20 protein-coding genes and 1 tRNA gene are annotated in these 19,428 nt (G+C 45.1%); 8 read left to right on the top strand and 13 right to left on the bottom strand.

Translation table 11 applies throughout. From position 1 onward, the window contains the following. Window positions 1-34 precede the first annotated feature (34 nt). A tRNA-Leu gene (locus tag CUJ83_RS08210) sits at window positions 35-119 on the bottom strand. A gap of 237 nt (window positions 120-356) precedes the next feature. Between CUJ83_RS08210 and CUJ83_RS08205 the strand changes: the two genes are divergently transcribed. Next, window positions 357-1,460 carry a FecCD family ABC transporter permease gene (locus tag CUJ83_RS08205; protein ID WP_230741815.1) on the top strand — a complete coding sequence of 368 codons (1,104 nt, stop codon included), beginning with the start codon at window positions 357-359 and terminating at the stop codon, window positions 1,458-1,460. Between the two features lie 9 nt (window positions 1,461-1,469). After that, window positions 1,470-2,723, top strand: coding sequence for a heme ABC transporter ATP-binding protein (locus CUJ83_RS08200; RefSeq protein WP_230741814.1), 1,254 nt, complete (start codon window positions 1,470-1,472; stop codon window positions 2,721-2,723). Here the strand turns inward: CUJ83_RS08200 and CUJ83_RS08195 are convergent. Together CUJ83_RS08195 and CUJ83_RS08190 are read right to left on the bottom strand one after the other, a co-directional pair. Beyond that, on the bottom strand, window positions 2,720-3,469 hold the full coding sequence (locus tag CUJ83_RS08195) for an ABC transporter permease (protein WP_230741813.1): 750 nt from the start codon (window positions 3,467-3,469) through the stop codon (window positions 2,720-2,722). The two genes, CUJ83_RS08200 and CUJ83_RS08195, sit on opposite strands and share 4 nt — an antisense overlap. Next, window positions 3,469-4,449, bottom strand: a complete 981-nt coding sequence (locus CUJ83_RS08190) for an ATP-binding cassette domain-containing protein (RefSeq protein WP_230741812.1) — start codon at window positions 4,447-4,449, stop codon at window positions 3,469-3,471. The genes CUJ83_RS08195 and CUJ83_RS08190 overlap by 1 nt, the downstream gene beginning before the upstream one ends. Window positions 4,450-4,567: 118 nt before the next feature. Between CUJ83_RS08190 and CUJ83_RS08185 the strand changes: the two genes are divergently transcribed. Together CUJ83_RS08185 and CUJ83_RS08180 are read left to right on the top strand one after the other, a co-directional pair. Then, entirely contained in the window at window positions 4,568-5,374 is an 807-nt protein-coding gene (locus CUJ83_RS08185) for a TIM barrel protein (protein ID WP_230741811.1), read from the top strand. A 1,051-nt stretch (window positions 5,375-6,425) separates the two neighbouring features. Then, entirely contained in the window at window positions 6,426-7,619 is a 1,194-nt protein-coding gene (locus CUJ83_RS08180) for a cation:proton antiporter (protein ID WP_230741810.1), read from the top strand. An 85-nt stretch (window positions 7,620-7,704) separates the two neighbouring features. Here CUJ83_RS08180 and CUJ83_RS08175 read toward each other — a convergent pair whose 3' ends face one another. Beyond that, window positions 7,705-7,962: a hypothetical protein gene (locus CUJ83_RS08175; protein WP_230741809.1), complete on the bottom strand. Its 258-nt coding sequence runs from the start codon at window positions 7,960-7,962 to the stop codon at window positions 7,705-7,707. 500 nt (window positions 7,963-8,462) lie between these two features. After that, window positions 8,463-8,705 carry a hypothetical protein gene (locus tag CUJ83_RS08170; RefSeq protein WP_230741808.1) on the bottom strand — a complete coding sequence of 81 codons (243 nt, stop codon included), beginning with the start codon at window positions 8,703-8,705 and terminating at the stop codon, window positions 8,463-8,465. A gap of 434 nt (window positions 8,706-9,139) precedes the next feature. Between CUJ83_RS08170 and CUJ83_RS08165 the strand changes: the two genes are divergently transcribed. Then, window positions 9,140-9,706, top strand: coding sequence for a DUF7504 family protein (locus tag CUJ83_RS08165; protein WP_230741807.1), 567 nt, complete (start codon window positions 9,140-9,142; stop codon window positions 9,704-9,706). A 237-nt stretch (window positions 9,707-9,943) separates the two neighbouring features. Here the strand turns inward: CUJ83_RS08165 and yciH are convergent, their stop codons facing one another. From yciH to CUJ83_RS16000, 7 genes are all read right to left on the bottom strand, one after another. Next, window positions 9,944-10,252: a stress response translation initiation inhibitor YciH gene (gene yciH / locus CUJ83_RS08160; protein ID WP_230741806.1), complete on the bottom strand. Its 309-nt coding sequence runs from the start codon at window positions 10,250-10,252 to the stop codon at window positions 9,944-9,946. A 56-nt stretch (window positions 10,253-10,308) separates the two neighbouring features. Next, window positions 10,309-10,644: a YkgJ family cysteine cluster protein gene (locus CUJ83_RS08155; RefSeq protein ID WP_230741805.1), complete on the bottom strand. Its 336-nt coding sequence runs from the start codon at window positions 10,642-10,644 to the stop codon at window positions 10,309-10,311. Window positions 10,645-10,657: 13 nt separating this feature from the next. Beyond that, window positions 10,658-11,167 carry a DUF5788 family protein gene (locus CUJ83_RS08150; RefSeq protein WP_230741804.1) on the bottom strand — a complete coding sequence of 170 codons (510 nt, stop codon included), beginning with the start codon at window positions 11,165-11,167 and terminating at the stop codon, window positions 10,658-10,660. Window positions 11,168-11,185: 18 nt separating this feature from the next. Then, window positions 11,186-11,581: a hypothetical protein gene (locus CUJ83_RS08145; protein ID WP_230741803.1), complete on the bottom strand. Its 396-nt coding sequence runs from the start codon at window positions 11,579-11,581 to the stop codon at window positions 11,186-11,188. A gap of 4 nt (window positions 11,582-11,585) precedes the next feature. Next, the gene (locus CUJ83_RS08140; RefSeq protein WP_230741802.1) at window positions 11,586-13,073 is read right to left on the bottom strand and encodes a HesA/MoeB/ThiF family protein; all 1,488 of its coding nucleotides are present in this window, start codon (window positions 13,071-13,073) and stop codon (window positions 11,586-11,588) included. Then, window positions 13,048-13,689: an E2/UBC family protein gene (locus CUJ83_RS08135; RefSeq protein WP_230741801.1), complete on the bottom strand. Its 642-nt coding sequence runs from the start codon at window positions 13,687-13,689 to the stop codon at window positions 13,048-13,050. Before CUJ83_RS08135 ends, CUJ83_RS08140 begins: the two co-directional genes overlap by 26 nt. Window positions 13,690-13,917: 228 nt before the next feature. Beyond that, entirely contained in the window at window positions 13,918-14,655 is a 738-nt protein-coding gene (locus tag CUJ83_RS16000) for a hypothetical protein (RefSeq protein ID WP_230741800.1), read from the bottom strand. A gap of 203 nt (window positions 14,656-14,858) precedes the next feature. On the opposite strand from CUJ83_RS16000, the gene CUJ83_RS15900 reads away from it, so the two are divergent. The 3 genes from CUJ83_RS15900 (at window position 14,859) to CUJ83_RS08120 (ending at window position 18,358) form a co-directional block, all read left to right on the top strand. Next, entirely contained in the window at window positions 14,859-14,972 is a 114-nt protein-coding gene (locus CUJ83_RS15900) for a symporter small accessory protein (RefSeq protein ID WP_369423968.1), read from the top strand. A gap of 2 nt (window positions 14,973-14,974) precedes the next feature. Continuing rightward, complete coding sequence (locus CUJ83_RS08125; protein WP_230741799.1) at window positions 14,975-16,558, top strand: sodium:solute symporter family protein; 1,584 nt, start codon at window positions 14,975-14,977, stop codon at window positions 16,556-16,558. A gap of 210 nt (window positions 16,559-16,768) precedes the next feature. Beyond that, window positions 16,769-18,358: an L-lactate permease gene (locus tag CUJ83_RS08120; protein ID WP_230741798.1), complete on the top strand. Its 1,590-nt coding sequence runs from the start codon at window positions 16,769-16,771 to the stop codon at window positions 18,356-18,358. On the opposite strand, the gene CUJ83_RS08115 is transcribed toward CUJ83_RS08120, so the two are convergent. After that, on the bottom strand, window positions 18,339-19,295 hold the full coding sequence (locus CUJ83_RS08115) for an NAD(P)/FAD-dependent oxidoreductase (RefSeq protein WP_230741797.1): 957 nt from the start codon (window positions 19,293-19,295) through the stop codon (window positions 18,339-18,341). The two genes, CUJ83_RS08120 and CUJ83_RS08115, sit on opposite strands and share 20 nt — an antisense overlap. Window positions 19,296-19,428: the final 133 nt, after the last annotated feature.

Genomic DNA, 19,428 nt, shown 5'->3' with positions numbered 1-19,428 from the left:
CTTGCTTTTTTAATCTGGAAAATTTTATTGAAAGTGCTGGGAACCGGATTCGAACCGATGAACCTCTGCAGGAGCAGATCTTGAGTCTGCCGCCGTTGACCTGACTTGGCTATCCCAGCGTATGTTAGGAAAAACTCTTCTATCAATTATATGACTATCCCGCAGGAATAAAACTATCCCTGTTAGATTTCGCGTCTTAACTTTATACACCATATCAAATATAAAAAGGTAACCCGATAATACTACAAAGGGCTCCCTGTGTGCATACTCGCTAAGTAATAGATATATATCATGAACGCATAATCATTTAAAAAAAATTGATAAAGCCCAATTTTTCCTTAACTACTGGTGAACTTATGGAAAAAACATCGTATAAGTGGACCATCATTATCGTCGTATTAATAATCGCTCTTATTTCCGTGGTAGTTATCTCCACTGCTATCGGCCCGGTCCAGATAAGCCCTGATAACGTCTTACTTATCATTTTATCAAATGTACCGCTATTATGTAAAGATCTGACATTTACATTGGGCATTGGCGATCTATCATTCCATGTCCAGCTTCCGCATATAATAAATATAGCGAAGACCTGGACGACAAGTCAAGAAAACATCATTATGGCAGTGAGGCTTCCCAGAGTCCTGCTTGGCATTCTCGTAGGCGCATCGCTTGCCGTCGCCGGCGTGACCGCCCAGGCCATATTCAGGAACCCGATGGCGGACCCGTATATTCTTGGAATATCCTCCGGGGCAGCGTTCGGGGCATCAATAGTCATAGTCATGGGCATCAGCGCCCAGTTCTTGACAGTAGGCGTTCCGCTGGGCTCGTTCATCGGGGCGATGATCTGCTCTTTCCTGGTATTCGGCATCGCAAAGAAAGGAAATAAGGTGCCTGTTGAGACATTGTTATTGTCCGGAATCGCCGTATCCGCATTTTTCTCGGCCATGACGTCTTTCATGATGTACGTAGGAGGCAACAGCTTACACCAGATCGTCTACTGGATAATGGGGGCCTTATGGAGCGGCGGATGGGACGATGTGATGGTGCTCGGTCCTGTAGCTATCATATCTATTCTGATCATCACGTTCTTTTCACGCGACCTGAACGTGCTGCTTCTCGGCGACGAGACAGCGTCGCATCTGGGCACGGACGTATCGATCATCAAGATTTTTATGATCGGCCTTACATCTCTCGTGGCTGCCGTGGCGGTATCGGTAAGCGGCATCATAGGATTTGTGGGGCTGGTCATACCTCACATAATGCGGCTGATAGTCGGCCCCGATCACCGGATATTAATTCCGTCCTCGGTGCTCATGGGAGCGATATTCTTAACTGTGGCGGATACGTTCTCAAGAGTGATCATACAGCCTACGGAGTTGCCGGTAGGCATTATAACGGCTTTGATAGGCGCGCCGTTCTTCATTTACTTGCTGAGGAAAAAGAAAAAGAGTCCTTTATAGGGTGAGACAGTGCTAAACGTTAAAGATATAAGCTGTAACTATGGGGAAATAAAAGTCCTGGAGAACATAGATTTCGGAACGAACAGGGGAGAGTGTATAGGCATAATCGGCCCCAACGGATCCGGAAAATCCACCCTGCTCAAGGCGATCAGTAAGATAATAAAGCCCGCCTCGGGAAATATCATACTATGTGAAAAGGATATCTCTAAGATGTCCAGTAAAGATCTGGCCAAAAACCTGGCAGTCGTCCCCCAGGACACTAACGTTGATTTTGAGTTCTCGTGCCTTGACATCGTGCTCATGGGCAGGAACCCGCATATAAAGCGGTTCGGCATGGAGAGTAAAAAAGACTATGACGTCGCATATACATGCATGGAGCAAACCGGTACGCTGCATCTCAAGGACCGGCTCATATCCGAATTGAGCGGTGGCGAGAGACAAAGGGTCATAATCGCCAGGGCGCTGGCACAGGAGCCGGGCGTGCTGCTTCTGGACGAGCCTGTCTCACATCTTGACATTAACCATCAGATAGAGGTCCTCGAGCTCATCGAGCGATTAAAGAAGAACAACGGGCTTGAGGTCATAATGGTCATCCATGACCTTAACCTCGCGGCCAGATACTGCGACCGCCTCATACTTCTGCATGAGAATAAGATATTGTGCGCGGGAAGACCGGAAGACGTCCTTACCCGGGATAATATACGGAAGGCATTCTGCGCGAACGTCCTTGTCAGAAGGCATCCGCTGACAGGTTTCGTGTATATAACTCTCCTTAACTCGAACGAGCCTAAAGAAAAAGTATCCGGAAAGAAAGTGCACCTTATATCAGGTGCCGGTACCGGCACACAGATAATGTATTCATTGCTTTCAAAAGGCTATGACGTGTCCGCTGGCGTGCTTAACGTGCTGGACTCTGATTATGAGGCAGCCATGCAGCTAAACATCAAGACCGTGATAGAGGCTCCTTTCTCACCGATAACCCCCGAGGCGTATGCACAAAATATCGAGATGATGAAAAACGCCGACGTGATAGTCGTCTCCGACGTGCCGGTCGGCTGGGGTAACCTTAAGAACCTTGAGGCAGTGAGCGAGATCGCCGGCTCGAAGCCCGTCATTATGGTCGAGGATGAGATATCTACGGAAAAGGATTTCACAAACGGCGAGGCCAGTAAAATAAGGGAAAAGATAATGTCCGCAGGGGCTGTTATCGCACATGGTGCCGGCGAGTTGCCTGACATCATTAAAAATAAGCTGGATGCCTAGTCAACAGTAGCTTTTCTAAAAATAATGACGCTGACAGATACCATAATAATGGCCATCAGCGCTATTTTTAAGATTCCTTCGATCCCCGCTCCCCAATCCCCGAGGAATAACGCCCTTATCGCGTTGATGATATGGCTGACCGGGTTTATGGATGCAAGGACTCTTAACCATCCGGGCATAGTGTCCAGCGGCATGAGCGCAGTGCTGGCAAAGAATAGCGGCATGCTTATCAGGCCGTTAATGGCAGAATATGTCTCGAAATCTTCTGCAAGTATCGCGATGGTTATGGCAAAAGAAGAGATAAGGCAGCCGAACAGGAAGAGTCCGATATATATCGCGGCCATTCCGGCCATCCCGGTATTAACTACCGCGCCCAGAAGCAGCGCTATCGTAAATATGATGGTTACCTGTAAAAGGCTTCTTGTAATAATGAAAAGCACTTTTCCGAAAAGGATGCTCTCACGGGGCGACGGCAGCGCAAGGAACTTATTAAGATATCCGAGGACTTTGTCAAATGACAGGAATATCCCGCCCTGCAAAGAGGAAAACAGGACCGTCATTACAAGGATCCCCGGGGCGATAAAATTAAGATAGTCGTTCGTGAACTTTGCAGGCAGCGTGAGCCCTACAAATATGAGCCATGCGGTAGGCGTGATCAAAGATGTGAATATAGTCACTCTGCCCCTTATCCATCTTTTTATGTCCCGCTCAAAATGCGAGTATGCTCCGGGTAATAGGCCGCTCATCATTTTCGCCTTCGCACCATTCTTTTGAATCTCAATCCCGCATTCTTATTCCACATTTCCTCTACAGGCTCTATATTCTTTAAAAACACCTCATTCAGTGTCGGCTGCTGAACGGATATCGATGCGATCTTGATGCCGTTCTTTATCATGATTTCCGAAAGATAGGGAATTGCCTGCTGATCGTTGTCGACCATGAACCTTAACGCACCCGCTTCCGAACCCACAAGAGATATTCCTTCTACGTCATAGTAAAGGTCGGGGAAAAACGAATTTGTGTCCTGCACTTTTATTGTGACTATGGGCTTTGACAGCTTGCTTTTTAAATTTGACGGCGAATCTATGGCTTTAATGCTGCCATGATCTATGATCGCCACCCTGTCACAGAACATATCCGCCTCATCCATATAATGCGTCGTAATAAATATCGTGACACCTTCTGCCGCCAGCTTTCTTAAATGTGACCATATTCGTGTCCGGGAGGCGACATCAAGGCCCACGGTAGGCTCATCGAAAAACAGGACCTTGGGCTCGTGTACAAGCGCCTGGGCCAGCTCGAGTCTTCTTTTCATACCTCCCGAGTAGGTGTTAGTTCGCATATCCGCCTTATCAGTAAGCTCCAGAAGATCAAGCACCTCATTGACCTTTTTCGCAGGGTCCCTGATACCGTAAAGCCTGGCGAACATAGTGACGTTCTCCCTGCCTGTAAGCTTATCGTCGACTGCAAGGTCCTGCGGTACATAGCTGATACATTCCCTGACCTTAACAGGTTCCTTTTTTATGTCATAGCCGCATATGAAAGCATTCCCGGATGTCGGCTTAAGCAGGGTGGTCAGCATCAGCACTATGGTGCTCTTACCAGCCCCGTTAGGGCCAAGAAGCCCGAATATGCCGCTTTCTATCTCAAAGCTGACACTGTCGACCGCTACGAAATCCCTGAAACGTTTACATAAGCCGTATACTGCGATAGGTACATCTGTCATATAACATTAAAAATTAAACTTTTTCTGCCTATAAACATAGTTCAAAGTATTAACGGCATTTGCCATTTCGATGCACCAGTGTTATTAATGTTCAGTTCATAATCAGATATTGTTATTTATGATCAGTATCGGGATAGCGGGGATACCCCAGGGAGCAAAAGGCGGGGGCACCGAAGCAGGAATACAATACCTTTGTGACATCGGCCTGGATGCAATGGAAGTGCAGTTCGTAAGGAACGTATATATGACCCCGAAGACTGCAAAGGCCGGGGCCGAAGCCGCGGAGCGATGCGGGCTCAAGCTTTCCGTTCACGCTCCATATTATATCAATCTCGCAAGTAAAAAGAAAGAGACCCAGGAAAAGAGTAAAGACTGGCTTGTCAGGTCTGCAAGGATAGCTCATGTTCTCGGGGCCGGTATAGTTGTATTTCATCCGGCGCGTGAAGTTGAACCCGGGGTCATAAAAGGGCATTTGACGGAAGTCAGTAAAACGCTCTCGGGCGAAGGTATAAACACCGTACTCGGCCTGGAGACGACCGGGGACGAAGTTGAATTCGGCAGCATTGACGACATCATGGATGTCATCCGGGAGGTTCCGGGCACTGACATCGTCCTGGATTTTGCCCATCTCCATTCCAGGGGGAACGGCGCATTAAAGACAAAGGCCGATTTCGAAGAAGTTTTCGATAAACTATCGTCAGTTAAAAAGAATGATTTTCATATCCATTTTTCCGGTATTGAATATAAAAACGCCCGGGAAGTAAGGCATCTTCCGATAGACGCCGGCCCTGATTTCAGGCTGCTTGCAGAAGTGCTAACGGAAAGGGATTATAATGCAAGGATAATATGCGAGTCGCCGGAACTTGAGAATGACGCGCTAAAGATGAAAAAGATCATCAAAGAACTAAATGGCAAGTCCCATTGATCCATTGTTCCATTATCTCTTTTTTCACCACGAAATCTTTGATGAGCGGTGTTTTGCTCAGGTTTTAAGAATGAAAGAACGTGTCTTACTAAATGGTCTTTGAGATGAAGTTTTTATGGTTGTTCCTGTCGGATGGCAGGTAGGCACGTAACCTCACAGAAACACGGAAACACAAAATTTTTTTATATGATTTTTAAGGGCACAAAAAGCACTAAGAATTTACTCACCAAACCACAAAGGGCTCTAGTATCACCGTCAACGCTCTAATATCCCTAACGCCCGGCTCAACGCACTAACCTCTCTAAGTCACTAACGCTAAAACAAGACCCGAACATTCTCCAAACCACTAAAGTCTAATATCCCGGTTTGTGTTCCCCTTGACCTATAGCAGGGATATTAGTCGTGTAAGCGTCAACCGTGCAGTTAAAATTTAGTGTTTTTGGAGAATGTTCGGGTCTTGTTTTAGCGTTAGTGAATTAGAGCACTTCGAGCATTAAGCCGTGCATTAGAGACTTTAGTGCGTTGACGGTGATACTGGAGCCATTTGTGGTTTGGTGAGTGAACCTTTGGGTTTTCGTGACCTTAAATTCTAAAAAAAAATTTGTGGTTCTGTGTTTCTGTGAGGTTACGTGCCTACCTGCCATCCGACAGGCACAACTGCAGAACATCGATCCCATAATGAATGTTACATGCAAGTCTTTACAGAGACCATCAAAAAGTTTTTCATGGGAGGACACGAAGACGACCAGGAAATACAAATTTTTTAAGTATGTGATAACTCTCTAAAAAAGTCCTTTGTATTTTCTGGTTGCCTTTGTGATGGACTTGATCGATAATAACTGTCGTATACTTATGAACTATGAGACAGATTACTAAGCAGATAATAAAAATAGTTGTCAATAAAATGTAAAAAAAGGGCTTCCTATTCGTTTTTAGCTTTATTTTAAATCTAAAAATGAGTTTTCTGCTAATAATATATACCAATATTATAATATTAAATGATACCTTTAAATAGAAATAGTCTTCTTTTCAATACATAGGGGAACATGGATTGATAGAGGCAGCGATTCTATTTGCTTTAGTGTTAATGCTACTTCTAGGGAAAGCTTTTGGCGAACTATTCCACAAGCTAGGCTTCTCTCCCTTGATCGGCCAGATGGTGGCCGGTATAGCTCTGGGTCCCATGTGCCTCAACGTCGTCACTCTGACAGGCGACTTCGAACTACTGTTCAACATAAGCGTATTGTTCATGATGTTCCTCATGGGGCTCGCCGTAGATTTTGAAAAGGTCATGAGCGAGAATGTTTACAAGGCATCTTTCATGTCCCTGATAGGCGGCTGCCTGACGTTCTTTTCGGCATCTACGATAACGGCGTTGCTGGGCTTCGACATCAACGTGGCGCTTCTTGTCGGCATTTCTTTCATATCCACATCCACCGCGATCGGATTTATGGTCCTCACGAAGCTCGGGGATAACTACAGCAGGGTGTTCAAGAGCATCGTGGCTGTCGGTATAACGGATGATATTTTTGCGATGCTCGCGCTGTCGCTGTTTCTCTCTTACCTGTCTACGGGCGTAGACCTCGAGTCCGCGTTCAAGCTATTCCTGCTTGTACTGGGCTTTATAATATTCGTCCTCAGTTTCGGAAGGTCCATAACGGAGAGGCTGATAAAGTACTCGAGAAAGTCGACCGACGAGCAATCCATCATATCTTACTCGCTCATAATATTATTCTTCGTGGCGTTCCTCAGCGACAGCATCGGCGTAGCATCGGTAACGGGGGCCTTCCTTGCAGGGACTCTTCTGGCAAGGTCCCAATTCTCATACAAGGTCATAACCCCTAAGATAGAGGCAGTAAGCGAAGGGTTCTTCGTCCCCATATTTTTCGTTTATACTGGTGCGAGGATCAATATCCTGGAGATACTATCCTCGGAGAACATTGACCTTATGATCGCCGCGATACCTATAGACGTGGTCTTATTCCTCGGCCTCCTCATGGCGGTATTAGCGAGTAAGCTAATAGGCACATATATATCGGCATCTATGATAGGCGAGTACAAAGATGAAGAAATAAAAAAAATGGGGCTTGCAATGACGCCAATGGGCGAATATACGCTTGTCATCGGACAGTTAGGGCTTGTGATCGGTATACTCACTACCCAGATCTATTCAGTCCTGGCACTTATCGTGCTTGCCACTTCAATATTCACTCCCATCATGCTTCGAAAAGCATATGACAGGTAGCGTATCATGCTACTATCATGCGGTCAAAACAAAAATATAGGTTGGGAACCTATGTTTTTGAAGACATTATCAATCGGCTGATCTGCTATTTTTCTCCTTCTCCCATAGCCTCTTTTCCACGTTTTATGAGCTCACGGACCTTTTGTCCGCCCTTTCGCCCAATTTCCTCGTAGAATCCTTCTCCATAGCGCTCTTTTGTGGTGGTCCCACCTTTTTTCCCACCTATCTTTCCTCCCTTTTTACCGATCTCCTCGTAGAAGCTTTCACCATAACGCTCCTTTGTCGTGGACCCACCTTTATGTCCGGCCTCTCTTACTGTCATTTCTGCCTTTTTTTCGTTCATAAAAACACCCCACTCTATGCCATACTATCCCTAAAATTTTATTATTTTTCAATCTTGCCCGATTAAAGAGCGTATAAAATAGTTTGATGCCAGATTTATTGCGTATATGGCTTAAGAATTCGGCGAGTTCACTAAAAGACCGCTTTGATGTACGAAAACAATAATATGTCCTGATGAATTATATCCTTACAGGATACCCGAACATTCTAATGTTACCCTTATAATTACCCTCCCTTTGATCATGGATTGATAATAATGGATTTGAGGAAGCGTGGAAATCTCTTTTTGGAGTTTATCCGTCAAAGGACGATATTCCGGCATTGGCCAAGTCCCTGATACGCTGTCCGCCTGTGAGCCCGCATTTTCTCCCTATCCTCTTGTAATATTCTTCCTCACCATATCCTTTCATAGAGGCTCATCGAATTTACGGCCAGCATCTCTTACGGACGATATCCTTTATCAGATGCCTTTCGCCCTTCCCTATCCCTATCCTACCCCACCTATTTCTCACCCCGCATGGTTTTTCCGCGCTCAATAAGCTCTTTCACCTTTTGTCCCCCTTTATGGCCGATGTCTTCGTAAAAACTTCCGCCATAGCGCTCCTTTGTAGTCTCTCCGCCGATCTTTCCACCTTTTCTCCCGATCTCTTCGTAAAATTTTTCACCGTACCGGGATTTAGTGGTCTCGCCACCTTTGTGACCGGCTTCACGGACAGTCATCGCTCCTTTTTGTTTATCTGTCATTTCCACACCTCAACTTACCAATATATTATAATTATGTATTCAATTCAAGGTTACTCACGGATAACACGATATTACGCTTGATTTTTAAATCATACTTTAGATGTCCGAGTTAATCGTTAAATAAGGTTCATTTATAGCCGTAAATTGTAAAACAATAATTTATTCTGATACTGATCCATCAATTTATATTATTTTATTAAGCGGTTAATGACCAATATATTAAAATATAACCACTTGACAACATATTCCTGAAACATTTAATATTGTGTAAATTATATCTGTCATCAATAATAACAACTAAATTCACGAATAGCAAAGTCTTAAATAGTTTAAGTCTAAAAAAATTGCTACTACTAAAATTTGGCTAATATGAAAAATTCATAATGTCTTTTTGGGTTAATTGTTATAAGGTTATGACTATGACGGTAAAGGAGATGAACATATCAGAGAGGGTCACTCAAGAGTTCGGTTCCGTCCCGGAGCCAGATATATCTCTCGTCATAGCGAATCCTTACATATATAAGCAATCATCGATCGAGATCCTGAAATATTTCGTGAACGTAAAAAAGATGCCGGGTGTTTACGTCACAGTAAACATGCCATATGAAAGCGTCAGGCAGTCGCTGGCAGATGCCGGGATCGATACCAGGATGATAATATTCGTAGATGCTATCACGAAGACCGTGGGCGGCAACGTGGATAAGGTGAACGGGTGTTTCTTCCTGAACCGTATCAACGACCTTACGGATATGGCTGTTGCGATAAGTAATGCCATTCAGGCTATATCGACCGATAATAAGTTCATCATGCTGGATTCGGTCTCCACGCTTTTGATCTATAACAATAACACCAGTGTAAGCAAGTTCATCCATTTCCTTACCGGAAAGATGAGGATGTGGAAAATGAACGGCATACTATTGTCGCTTAGCACGGTCAACGACACTGACTTCTTATCTCAGCTTACGCTTTTCTGCGACAGGCGTATCGAGCTGGATAATTAGATGGTGTTGAAGAAATAATTGATCGATCTATATTTTCATCGCCGGATTGGATGTCAAAGATAGCGATCCGGAAGGTGTACAGTATGTCCGGGTATGGCATTATCACATCACAAGCCATCATATCCGATAATTATCATTTAAACCAATGACTTTACCGGGCAGAGCACTAAAAGTATGACTGCTCCGGGCCTCAGCCTATACGGAGCATCCAATTAACAACAGGATGTATGATGGCTTTTAGCTCTTTAGCTCTATGAGGTCTTTAGAAAAGCCATATGAAACGAGCAGTTTTTTGACCTCTTCCCGATGATCTCCCTGGAGCTCTATGCGGCCATCCTTGATAGTGCCGCCGCATGCGAACTTGGTCTTTAATTTTTGGGAGAGCTCTTTAATGTTCACGTTCTTCGGATCGATGCCGTCTATCACCGTTGTCAGTTTCTTGAAACGGCGGGTATTTGTATAAACTCTTATTTTTTGCGTCTCTTTAGAAAGGTCTTCACATATACACAGGTCTTTAGGTAAACCACATTTATTACAGATTTCCATATTTCCTCTCGTTGGGTTATATTAATTTTCGTGTTTATAAATATTTTTAATGTCTCTTATACGAATTTAAAGCCGCATTTACTGCTGATGTCGTCCTCATAGTCTTCTTCGGGGTAATGTCTGCAGATTTCCGGCTTATTTTCCTGAATGGCGCATGAATAAGTTCCGTCACCATTGTCCACCAGATGCTTACACGGGTTCTTTACCTGTATCTCTATCTTCCGGCGCTTATGGTCCTTTACCTTTACTTCAACGTTCATATGGCAGCTAAGCCATTTTATATAGTCCATGAACTCATAGTCAGTGACCTGATCAAGATTAACGTCGATGAAAAAATCTCTGCAGCAATTGCCACACTGATTGCATTTTCCGGTCTTTTTCTTTAAGCTCATTTATATCCTGTCCTCAATCCCTTTTTCGTTTCTCTTCCCTCGAATAGATCTTCCTGATCATGTTCAGCCATCTTCGGCCTTCTTCTATCTTAGCTTTTTTTATTTCCTCATCTACTGATGTCTTCGGCTCGGTCGCCATATATAGCGTGTCGATAGCCCTGTTAATACCTAATGCATTCTCGTATAGCTCTTTTGCCTGTCCCGCAGTGAGGTCTTCACGCGTAAGCCTGTCCACTATCTCCTTTCTTTTTTTCCGGGCAATGGATATGGCTTCATCTATCTTTGATATTTCTTCGGAAGTCAGGCTTCCTCTTTTCTTAGACATCTCAAAAACGAATTTTTTTAAATACAGGCGCCTGCCTTCTATGACTATTTCCGAAGGTATCACGGCGCCGGCGAACGCGAATTCTTTTTGAAGCTTTATCAGATAGTTCTGCCTTTCGATATCCGATAATTTTTCCTCTACAGACACCATTTTCTCCTGAAATATTCTGGTGTCATCATTTCTTAATATCTTTTTCATACGATCTGGCGCGTGCTTTCATGCCTTGCAATGATATCTACAGATGGACGGCAGTGACATCATACATAACACTTTTGTCAAAACTTCATTCATGTCGTCGATGCATGCCTTATCGTTATATGCCCATGTGCAAAGCTTCTTCCATCCGCTATGCTCCAGGTCAAACTCGAACATATGTTCGCATCTGTCATCACGCATATATTCAAGGTCAGAATCCAGAAAAACGCTTACGTCGTTTATTGACGTATCATATAAAAACAGGATGTCCGTGCTTTCTTTATTCCAGTCATCGCTTAAGCGGACATTCTTTATGACTATCCAGCATTTCGTGTCATCGAACTCGACACGTTCTTTCATGTTCCGGGATAATCCGGCTATTATGCCGGCCATGATGTCAGGGCTGGAAAAGTGCATTTTGTTACCCGCTACCTGCAATGTTCTTTATTCGCGGCCTTGATTGCTTCTTAATGTCCCCTGCTCCAAGTATCCCTCCATTCCCGCACATCGGGCATGAGGGGTCCTTTTCAAATATCATCCTCTCCAGAACAGGCTCCACAGAGTCATACTTAATGTAGTTATACTCTTTTGGGCGCGAGCCATTGCCTGTGACCATATCCACAAATTCCTGGACAGCCATCGATGCGATCATATTATTTAGCGATATCACCGATGGTACCGGAGTAATATCCGTCCCATTGACATAGCCGGTTTTTTCCCGAATGTTCATCTCTTCGGGCCTCAGCAGGTCCATTTCTGCTTTCCCTTTGTCTATGCCTCCCATACACTCGAGACATCCGGTCACTGAAGGGATCACCACCCTGACCTGACCTCCCATGTCGAGGCTATTAGAGCCACTATCGGCATTTCTACAAAATATCTCAGTCCCGGTATCGATATAAGGTATAAAATATTTTAGAGATATTTCGTTAAGTATCAGCCTTGCGCCCTCAGAATCGACACATCCGAAAAGAATATCGCACCCTTTTAGCTTTTCTTTGTGCTCCTGCACCTTGCCGTTAAGAAGGGTAGTATCAATGTCCTTTGACAGCTTTTTTAAGTAATTTTGTGCTGCTTTTATCTTCTTCTTGCCTATGTCTGAATTAAATGTATAAGGAAGCCTGTTAAGGTTTGACCTCTCTATGATATCATCGTCGCAGAGCACGAACTTTTTCACTCCCATCCTTGCCAGCATCTGTAAGAGGACAGAACCCGTTCCGCCCAGCCCCACTATCCCTGCGCATACGTTACATATGCGTTCCTGGCCTTCTTTGCCCCACATTAACACTTGCCTGTCATAGACCGGGGATATCTCTATGGATGATCCGGTCGATGTTTCTCCGGGAAGTACATCTTTTATACCGCTGCGCGTCATTATGCTGATAACCGCTTTTTTAGGCAAGTCGAGAGAATCATGGTCGCTGTCATACTCTGCGATGGAAAAACCCTCCGTGCCGATAACGCACATTACGAACTTGATCTTACACGACCTTAGAAACCGGCCGTTGTCTATGCCGTGGTCGATGTCCACCCATGAAAAGTTCGGCGACTTTGAGTCAACGTGAGAATGTATCTCTATTATTGTGCTATTGTTTTCATAAGCTTCAGAAAAGATCTTTTCTAAAAAATCCGCCTTTGGCGTGACAGTTACGCTGGATTGCTCAAGCAGGTCTTCCCGTCCCGGGATGTAAAGGTCTTTAACCATATATGTCAGGTTTTTTTTAGACTCGTCGACCTTATACCCGCATTGTGCAAGAATGTAGCATTCATGCGATGCTTTTTCTTCGTTGATCAGCGATCCGGACATAGCTTCATACAGCGGTTCTGGAAAAACGACCCTGATATTCCTGTCTATCTTCCTCTGTTTTTTAGAAGACGATACTCTAAACTTCTGCTGGCTTTTCATCATTTTCCGATACTTCCGCTGACATTCCATTCTGTTCGTTCAACATTATGTCCAGTGTCATGAGGAACGTAAAGATATTGTCGATCTTTGAGTTCCAGTGCATTTTTCCCGTGCATAGCCATGCCCAATACTTTCCGAACATGGTGCGTTCGATGGAGTCATAATAATTAGGCAACTTTTTTCCATTGTATAAAAGGCCAAGATCCATGTATACCCCGTACACGTTCCCCGGCGGAAGGTACGGAAAGCCTTCGACGTTCAATAATATGTCGCTTGTCTCTTTGTTAAATCCCGAAGGGAGGCCATAATCATGTATAAGGACCCAGTTTAGCTTATCGTCCACTTCTATGTTGAACACATATGATAGATGATCCAGGTCATTCAATAACCTGGAATCATCCATAGACCCCTTTGTAAAGGAGCGGCCTACTGTGAAAGAGTCCCCGTCCGAGACCTTTATATCGCCATGGACTATCTTGTTCAGCCCTTCCGTCGATCTTGCAAGCACATGGCTCTGGTCCAGGCCTGAGATCTTTCTTATCTGTGAAGTGCTGGTGTTCCTGGGCACCTTCACGTTTTTACCTCCGACCGATATTGTCACCAGTTCCTGGGTCTCCATAAATAGGTTCACCTCCGGTAAATACTGTTTAATTGTATCTCAGGCTGTTAAGCTTTAATTTATTATTATATTATATATTAATATAATTTTCTGTATATACTATTGTTGTTTTGTGGTTTACTCTTGAGAATAAATAGCCAGGAAAATGTTCCGTATTTTAAAAGAGTGTTAACATTAAACAGAGATCGTCTTTGTAATTATAAAGAAAAAGAAAAGAATAGCGATGATTTAACGCATCGCTTTCTTAGCCGGTATGTAGAGTATGTGTGCCAGTATCATGTTTATGATGGCGCATCCAATTACGATTGGCAGTGCAGATAAGACGAATACGTCAAGGGGAGGCACTTTTGTCGTATAAAGGAATCCGGGCATCTGGAATATCACTATCGCTGCCACGATTATAAATGATAATCCGCTCGCAAGCGTGGCTGTAAGTGCCGTTATTGCTGCTTTATATTCCTGAAGTTTCTTCGGAATAAGATAAAGCCCTGCGAGTGTGACCAGCACAGATACAGCTCCGAATATTATCTTATTGATCGAGGTGGTCAGGAACGTTAATCCAAAAGCGTTTGTCGGGTCCAGTGAGACCACCGCTGCGAAGACCAGCATGAGTATTAGGCCCAATCCCGTTAAGACCATTCCAACCGTGCTGTCCTTTCTTTCTTTCTGTCCTGCGATCTTTGTTATTCCCAGGACCGTTAAAACCGCCACAAGAGCACCTATCGGCTCGCTAATAAGGTTAGCGGGCGGGAACAGGGAATGGCTGATAAGCGCGCAGATGATCCCTGCCACAATACCGATCCCCACCGCTTCCATTATCGTTACGCTCACTAAAACGATGGCGAGGCTATAGAACGCTATCACCAAGTTGCTCGTGATCGGCCCCGGGGCTATAAGAGAAAAGTATCTTACTATAGCTCCTATTCCCAGTAAGATACCGACAATTACTATATCCTTTGATTTCATAAGATATCACTCTTTCATAATAATCTGTATATGATTGTACTTCAATGTACTTATGTGTACATATGTGTATAACTATATAAGCTTATCGTATAAGTTTTAACGAATGAAAATCTTTATATTGTTTGACAATTTATTATGCTATGCTATAGCATGGCATATGGCATGATATAGCATGTCAATGTAATGAACGGCGTGGTGTTAATTTGTTAGGAATCGACGATCCCTGGATATGGTTAGGTTATCTTTTTACGATCGGTCTGGCATTAGCCTGTGTATTGTACGGCCTGTTGAACTGGAATAAAGAGGGGGGACAATAGGGATGGCGGTAGATACATTAACATTCGCCATAATGACCGCAGTATATCTTGTCATAGTTATGGTCCTCGGGTATATGGGATATAAAAAGACGAAAGAAGCCGAAGACTTCATGCTTGCAGGCAGGAACGTACATCCCGCGTTAATAGCGTTATCCTATGGCGCCACGTTCATAAGCACATCGGCAATAGTCGGGTTCGGAGGCGTAGCTGCGAATCTCGGCATGGGCCTGATATGGCTGGTAGGCTTAAATATCGGCGTCGGCATCCTGCTGGCGTTTGTAGTATACGGAAAAAAGACACGTGAGATCGGCAGCAGATTAAAAGCCGTCACCTTCCCTGATTTTATGGGAAAGGTATATGGTTCCTCTTTTATGAGATATGCCAGCGGCTTGATCATAATAATCGGTATGCCGCTTTACGCTTCGGCTGTTATGATAGGCGGAGCCCGTTTTATCGAGACTACTTTCAGCATGTCTTTTACCACGGCGCTTTTGGTCCTGGCCGCGATCACGGCGATATATGTGATAGTCGGCGGCTTGCTCGCTGTGATATATACTGACGCTTTCCAGGGAATAATCATGCTTATAGGCATGATAATATTGCTTATTTTCACATATGTGACCCTTGGAGGTATAGGTCCTGCGCATGAAGCGCTTACTAACATGGCCAGCCTTGTGCCTGAAAGCTTATCGGCTAGCGGCCATACCGGGTGGACTTCCATGCCTGACCTCGGCTCGCCTTTATGGTATACGCTCGTAACGACCATAATACTCGGTGTAGGCATCGGGGTTCTTGCGCAGCCTCAGCTTGTAGTCCGCTTCATGACGGCAAAAGATAATAAATCTCTGAACAGGGCAATACCGGTCGGCGGATTGTTCATATTATTGATCCCCGGTGTCATCTATACGGTCGGCGCCCTGACTAACGTGTATTTCTTTGATAATAAAGGAATGCTGGCCGTTCAGGCGGCAGGAGCAAACATCGACTCTGTCATACCGACATATATCAACGCGATCATGCCCGACTGGTTCGTCGTGCTGTTCTTATTGACATTGCTGGCTGCAGCTATGTCCACGCTTAGCGCACTGTTCCATACGATGGGCACTGCGATAGGACATGACATAATCGGGCAGAAAAACGGTGAAAAGCCGTCATTGAAAAAGAACCGTATCGGTGTTTTAGTTATGATCGTCGTCAGCGTCCTCCTGGCTTTCATCATGCCCGGCAGCATCATTGCCAGGGCGACCGCGATGTTCATGGGATTATGCGCTTCAGCATTCCTTCCGGCTTTCACGCATGCCATATTCAGTAAAAAGCCGTCCACGAAGGCAGCGGTAGTCAGCCTTATCGTAGGCGCGGTCACATGGTTCGCCTGGACCGCGTTCGTACATGTGAAAGAATCCGAAGCACTTGGATTATGCCAGTTCTTGTTCGGGCAGCCGACACTGTTGCAAAATCCATGGCCTGTCGTCGATCCGCTTATCATAGCGTTACCGCTGGCGACTATCTCTCTGATACTTGTACTGATAATCGAAGGCCAATCAGCGGTAGATAAGAATGAGGCAATGAAAAAGAGCCAGGTATGACTGCCGGCTCTTTATTTTTAATTTTTATCCAAACGGTTTTTGTAACTATTAAATAGGTGCTCGTTACTATTATCTTAACGATCGTCCTGAAATCAAAACCTTTATATTTGATGACTATACATTATGCTAAGCTATAGCATGGCACGGCATGAAAAATATATATCCATGTCTGCATACAAACACTAACGCTTTGATAGATAGGGGATTCACATGGATCAATTAACAGGATTTACATTAGCAGTATTACCTATTCTTATCATCTTCATCGGCCTTGTATTTCTAAAGAAGTCCGGGACGCTGATGGGAGTGATCGGCTGGATCGCTACCCTCGTGATAGCGATCATATTCTTTAACACGTCTCCGGAAATTGCGGCATATGCGTCGATAAACGGCTTTTTATCATCTCTCGGGATATCACTGATGGTGCTCTTCACGATCCTGCAGGTCACTATGATGGACCTCACAGGTGCGATAAAAAGAATAACGGAGTTCATCAAGAGTATAGCCGCGGAGAGATACGAGCAGATCATGATACTAAATATCGGCCTGGGCTCTTTCCTCGTCTCGATAGGCGCGACGCCCGTGACCATGCTGCCGCCGATCATGCTCGCACTGGGTTTTTCACCGCTTGCCGCGGTAGCCCTGCCGTGCCTTGGGTATGACCCTCTCACGTCTTTTTCGCTGCTGGCGATACCGATAACCTTGCCGGCACAGGTGTTCGGCATGGACGTCGGAAGTCTCTCGAAAAATATCGCCATATTTTTACCGCTGGTATCGACCGGTTTCGCTATGGGGATGCTTTGGATCGCCGACGGTATTGAAGGCGTTAAAAAAGGCTTTGTACCGGCCCTCATAGCCGGCGGGACTCTCGGGCTATCATGCATAGCGTTCGTGAACCTGCTGCCTGTAAGCGCGATAGGTCTTGTCGGAGTATTTTCCGGACTGACGACAATAGCGGTACTGTTCCTTATAAGGGTCATACAGGGGAAGCCGATATTCTATAAGACGAAGGTAGCCCCGAGGGCAAATGTTCTCGCAGACGGTCCCGCTCCAATGCCATTATGGAAAGCGGCTTTCCCATGGATACTGCTTGTAATGTTCTGCATTGTCATATGCATACCCGACATATCCGCTTTCCTTCATGGGTTGCTCGGGGATTCCCAAAAGATACATATCGTGGCCAACAAATACGTAGACCTTAAAATATTGAACCAGGCATACTTCTGGGTGCTGATCAGTACAGTTCTTTCTGCGCCGTTCCTGATAAGGTCTAAAGAAGAGGCCAATAAGATCGTGAGACTATGGCTTAAGAGGGCATGGAGCCCCACTCTTGCAGCGGCTGTCTTTTTCGCTATCGCATACGTGATGGACTGGTCCGCGCAATCCGTTGTGGACGGTATACTGACATTCGCCCCCGGAGCCGCCGATTTTAACATGAACGCGGTAATAGGCCTTACGTTCGCCCTGTTCTTCGGTGCCGCGGCATTTCCTGCCATAAGCCCGCTGCTAGGCCTTTTCGGCTCTTTCGTATCGGGAAGCGAGACATCGTCTAACGTGATGTTCTACGGGATACTGAAAAAATCAACGGACGTACTGGACCTTGACTTTATGAACGTATACTCGGCACATGCCGTATCGGGCGGAATAGCCTCTGCCATAGCTCCTGCGAAGATCATTAACGCGGCCGCGGTGATCGATAAGCTTGGTATAGAGGGAGAAGTGATACAAAAGTCAGCAGTGATAGCGATATTGCTGACGATCGTAACAGGCGCGGTATTGCTCATTTTGCTCGCGCTTTAGCTTTTTTAAGGTATACGGCTGCGCTCACTGCGGCGCATGCCCCTTCCCCCACCGCTTTTGATATCTGGTGAATGCCGCCGGTTATGTCCCCTGCTGCAAAAACACCGTCTATATTGGTCGTATGGTCGGGACGGTTAACGATAATGTAGCTTTTTTTATCCAGCTCAAGGCCTAATTCGCTTGCAAGGACCGAATTAGGGATCCCGCCTTCTATGAACACGCCGTCTACTTTGATTGTCGTTTCCGGCTCTTCCTTGACAATGTACTTTATCTGGCTCACGACGTCTTTGCCTTCAATCGCAGTGACCTTTGCATTATATACGACTGTAATGTTCGGCTGGGCGTTCACCTGGTCTATATACATCGTCTCCAGGTCTGCTTTAGCCGTCAATAACACAACATCCTTGCATAATCCGGCGAGATATATGGCGCCTTTTGCCGCATGATCTCCTGTGCCGATGAGTGCCACTTTCCTGTTCTTATAGAACGACCCGTCGCAGACGGCGCAATATGACACCCCTTTATACGTGAACTCTTTTTCGCCGGGAATATTTAAAGACTTGAACTTTGAACCTGTCGCGATTATGACGCTTCTACACCTGTATTTTGCATTGTCGGTTACGAGCGTGAACATATCGTCCCTGCGCATGATGCGGGTAATATAAGTGGGTATCTGGATCACGTTATACTTGCCTAACTGGTTGTTGAACCTTTCCACGAGCTCGATACCTTTAATGGAGTCAAATCCCGGATAGTTCTCGACGTCGCCGGCCTTTGCAAGCTGGGAGTCAAAAATGTTCCCGAAGACAACAGTCTTAAGGTTCGCCCTGCCGGTGTATAATGCTGCGGTCATCCCTGCCGGTCCGGCGCCGATGATCCCTACGTCATAGGTCGTATCGGCCAATCCCTCTTCTTCCACGGTGTTCTCATCTGGCATGATCATGGCTCCTTTCCCTTAGGGTATCAGCCTTTGAATTAATATTAAAGAGGCTAAGACCATTTGTTATATGTTTTTGTATTTTAAACATTGACCATATATTTTTCTAGGAGTTATACACAATTTTCTTCTC

This window comes from Methanooceanicella nereidis (assembly GCF_021023085.1).
GTDB lineage: Archaea > Halobacteriota > Methanocellia > Methanocellales > Methanocellaceae > Methanooceanicella > Methanooceanicella nereidis.
The sequence above is the reverse complement of the archived record's forward strand: the minus strand, read 5'-3'. Positions and strand labels throughout refer to the sequence as shown.

What these genes read in the sequence shown, in the direction of transcription:
- CUJ83_RS08205 (WP_230741815.1), top strand. Translation starts at nt 357, where the DNA reads ATGGAAAAAACATCGTATAAGTGGACCATCATTATCGTCGTATTAATA.
- CUJ83_RS08195 (WP_230741813.1), bottom strand. Translation starts at nt 3,469, where the DNA reads ATGAGCGGCCTATTACCCGGAGCATACTCGCATTTTGAGCGGGACATA.
- CUJ83_RS08190 (WP_230741812.1), bottom strand. Translation starts at nt 4,449, where the DNA reads ATGACAGATGTACCTATCGCAGTATACGGCTTATGTAAACGTTTCAGG.
- CUJ83_RS08185 (WP_230741811.1), top strand. Translation starts at nt 4,568, where the DNA reads ATGATCAGTATCGGGATAGCGGGGATACCCCAGGGAGCAAAAGGCGGG.
- CUJ83_RS08175 (WP_230741809.1), bottom strand. Translation starts at nt 7,962, where the DNA reads ATGAACGAAAAAAAGGCAGAAATGACAGTAAGAGAGGCCGGACATAAA.
- CUJ83_RS08170 (WP_230741808.1), bottom strand. Translation starts at nt 8,705, where the DNA reads ATGACAGATAAACAAAAAGGAGCGATGACTGTCCGTGAAGCCGGTCAC.
- CUJ83_RS08165 (WP_230741807.1), top strand. Translation starts at nt 9,140, where the DNA reads ATGAACATATCAGAGAGGGTCACTCAAGAGTTCGGTTCCGTCCCGGAG.
- yciH (WP_230741806.1), bottom strand. Translation starts at nt 10,252, where the DNA reads ATGGAAATCTGTAATAAATGTGGTTTACCTAAAGACCTGTGTATATGT.
- CUJ83_RS08155 (WP_230741805.1), bottom strand. Translation starts at nt 10,644, where the DNA reads ATGAGCTTAAAGAAAAAGACCGGAAAATGCAATCAGTGTGGCAATTGC.
- CUJ83_RS08150 (WP_230741804.1), bottom strand. Translation starts at nt 11,167, where the DNA reads ATGAAAAAGATATTAAGAAATGATGACACCAGAATATTTCAGGAGAAA.
- CUJ83_RS08145 (WP_230741803.1), bottom strand. Translation starts at nt 11,581, where the DNA reads ATGCACTTTTCCAGCCCTGACATCATGGCCGGCATAATAGCCGGATTA.
- CUJ83_RS08140 (WP_230741802.1), bottom strand. Translation starts at nt 13,073, where the DNA reads ATGATGAAAAGCCAGCAGAAGTTTAGAGTATCGTCTTCTAAAAAACAG.
- CUJ83_RS08135 (WP_230741801.1), bottom strand. Translation starts at nt 13,689, where the DNA reads ATGGAGACCCAGGAACTGGTGACAATATCGGTCGGAGGTAAAAACGTG.
- CUJ83_RS16000 (WP_230741800.1), bottom strand. Translation starts at nt 14,655, where the DNA reads ATGAAATCAAAGGATATAGTAATTGTCGGTATCTTACTGGGAATAGGA.
- CUJ83_RS08125 (WP_230741799.1), top strand. Translation starts at nt 14,975, where the DNA reads ATGGCGGTAGATACATTAACATTCGCCATAATGACCGCAGTATATCTT.
- CUJ83_RS08120 (WP_230741798.1), top strand. Translation starts at nt 16,769, where the DNA reads ATGGATCAATTAACAGGATTTACATTAGCAGTATTACCTATTCTTATC.
- CUJ83_RS08115 (WP_230741797.1), bottom strand. Translation starts at nt 19,295, where the DNA reads ATGCCAGATGAGAACACCGTGGAAGAAGAGGGATTGGCCGATACGACC.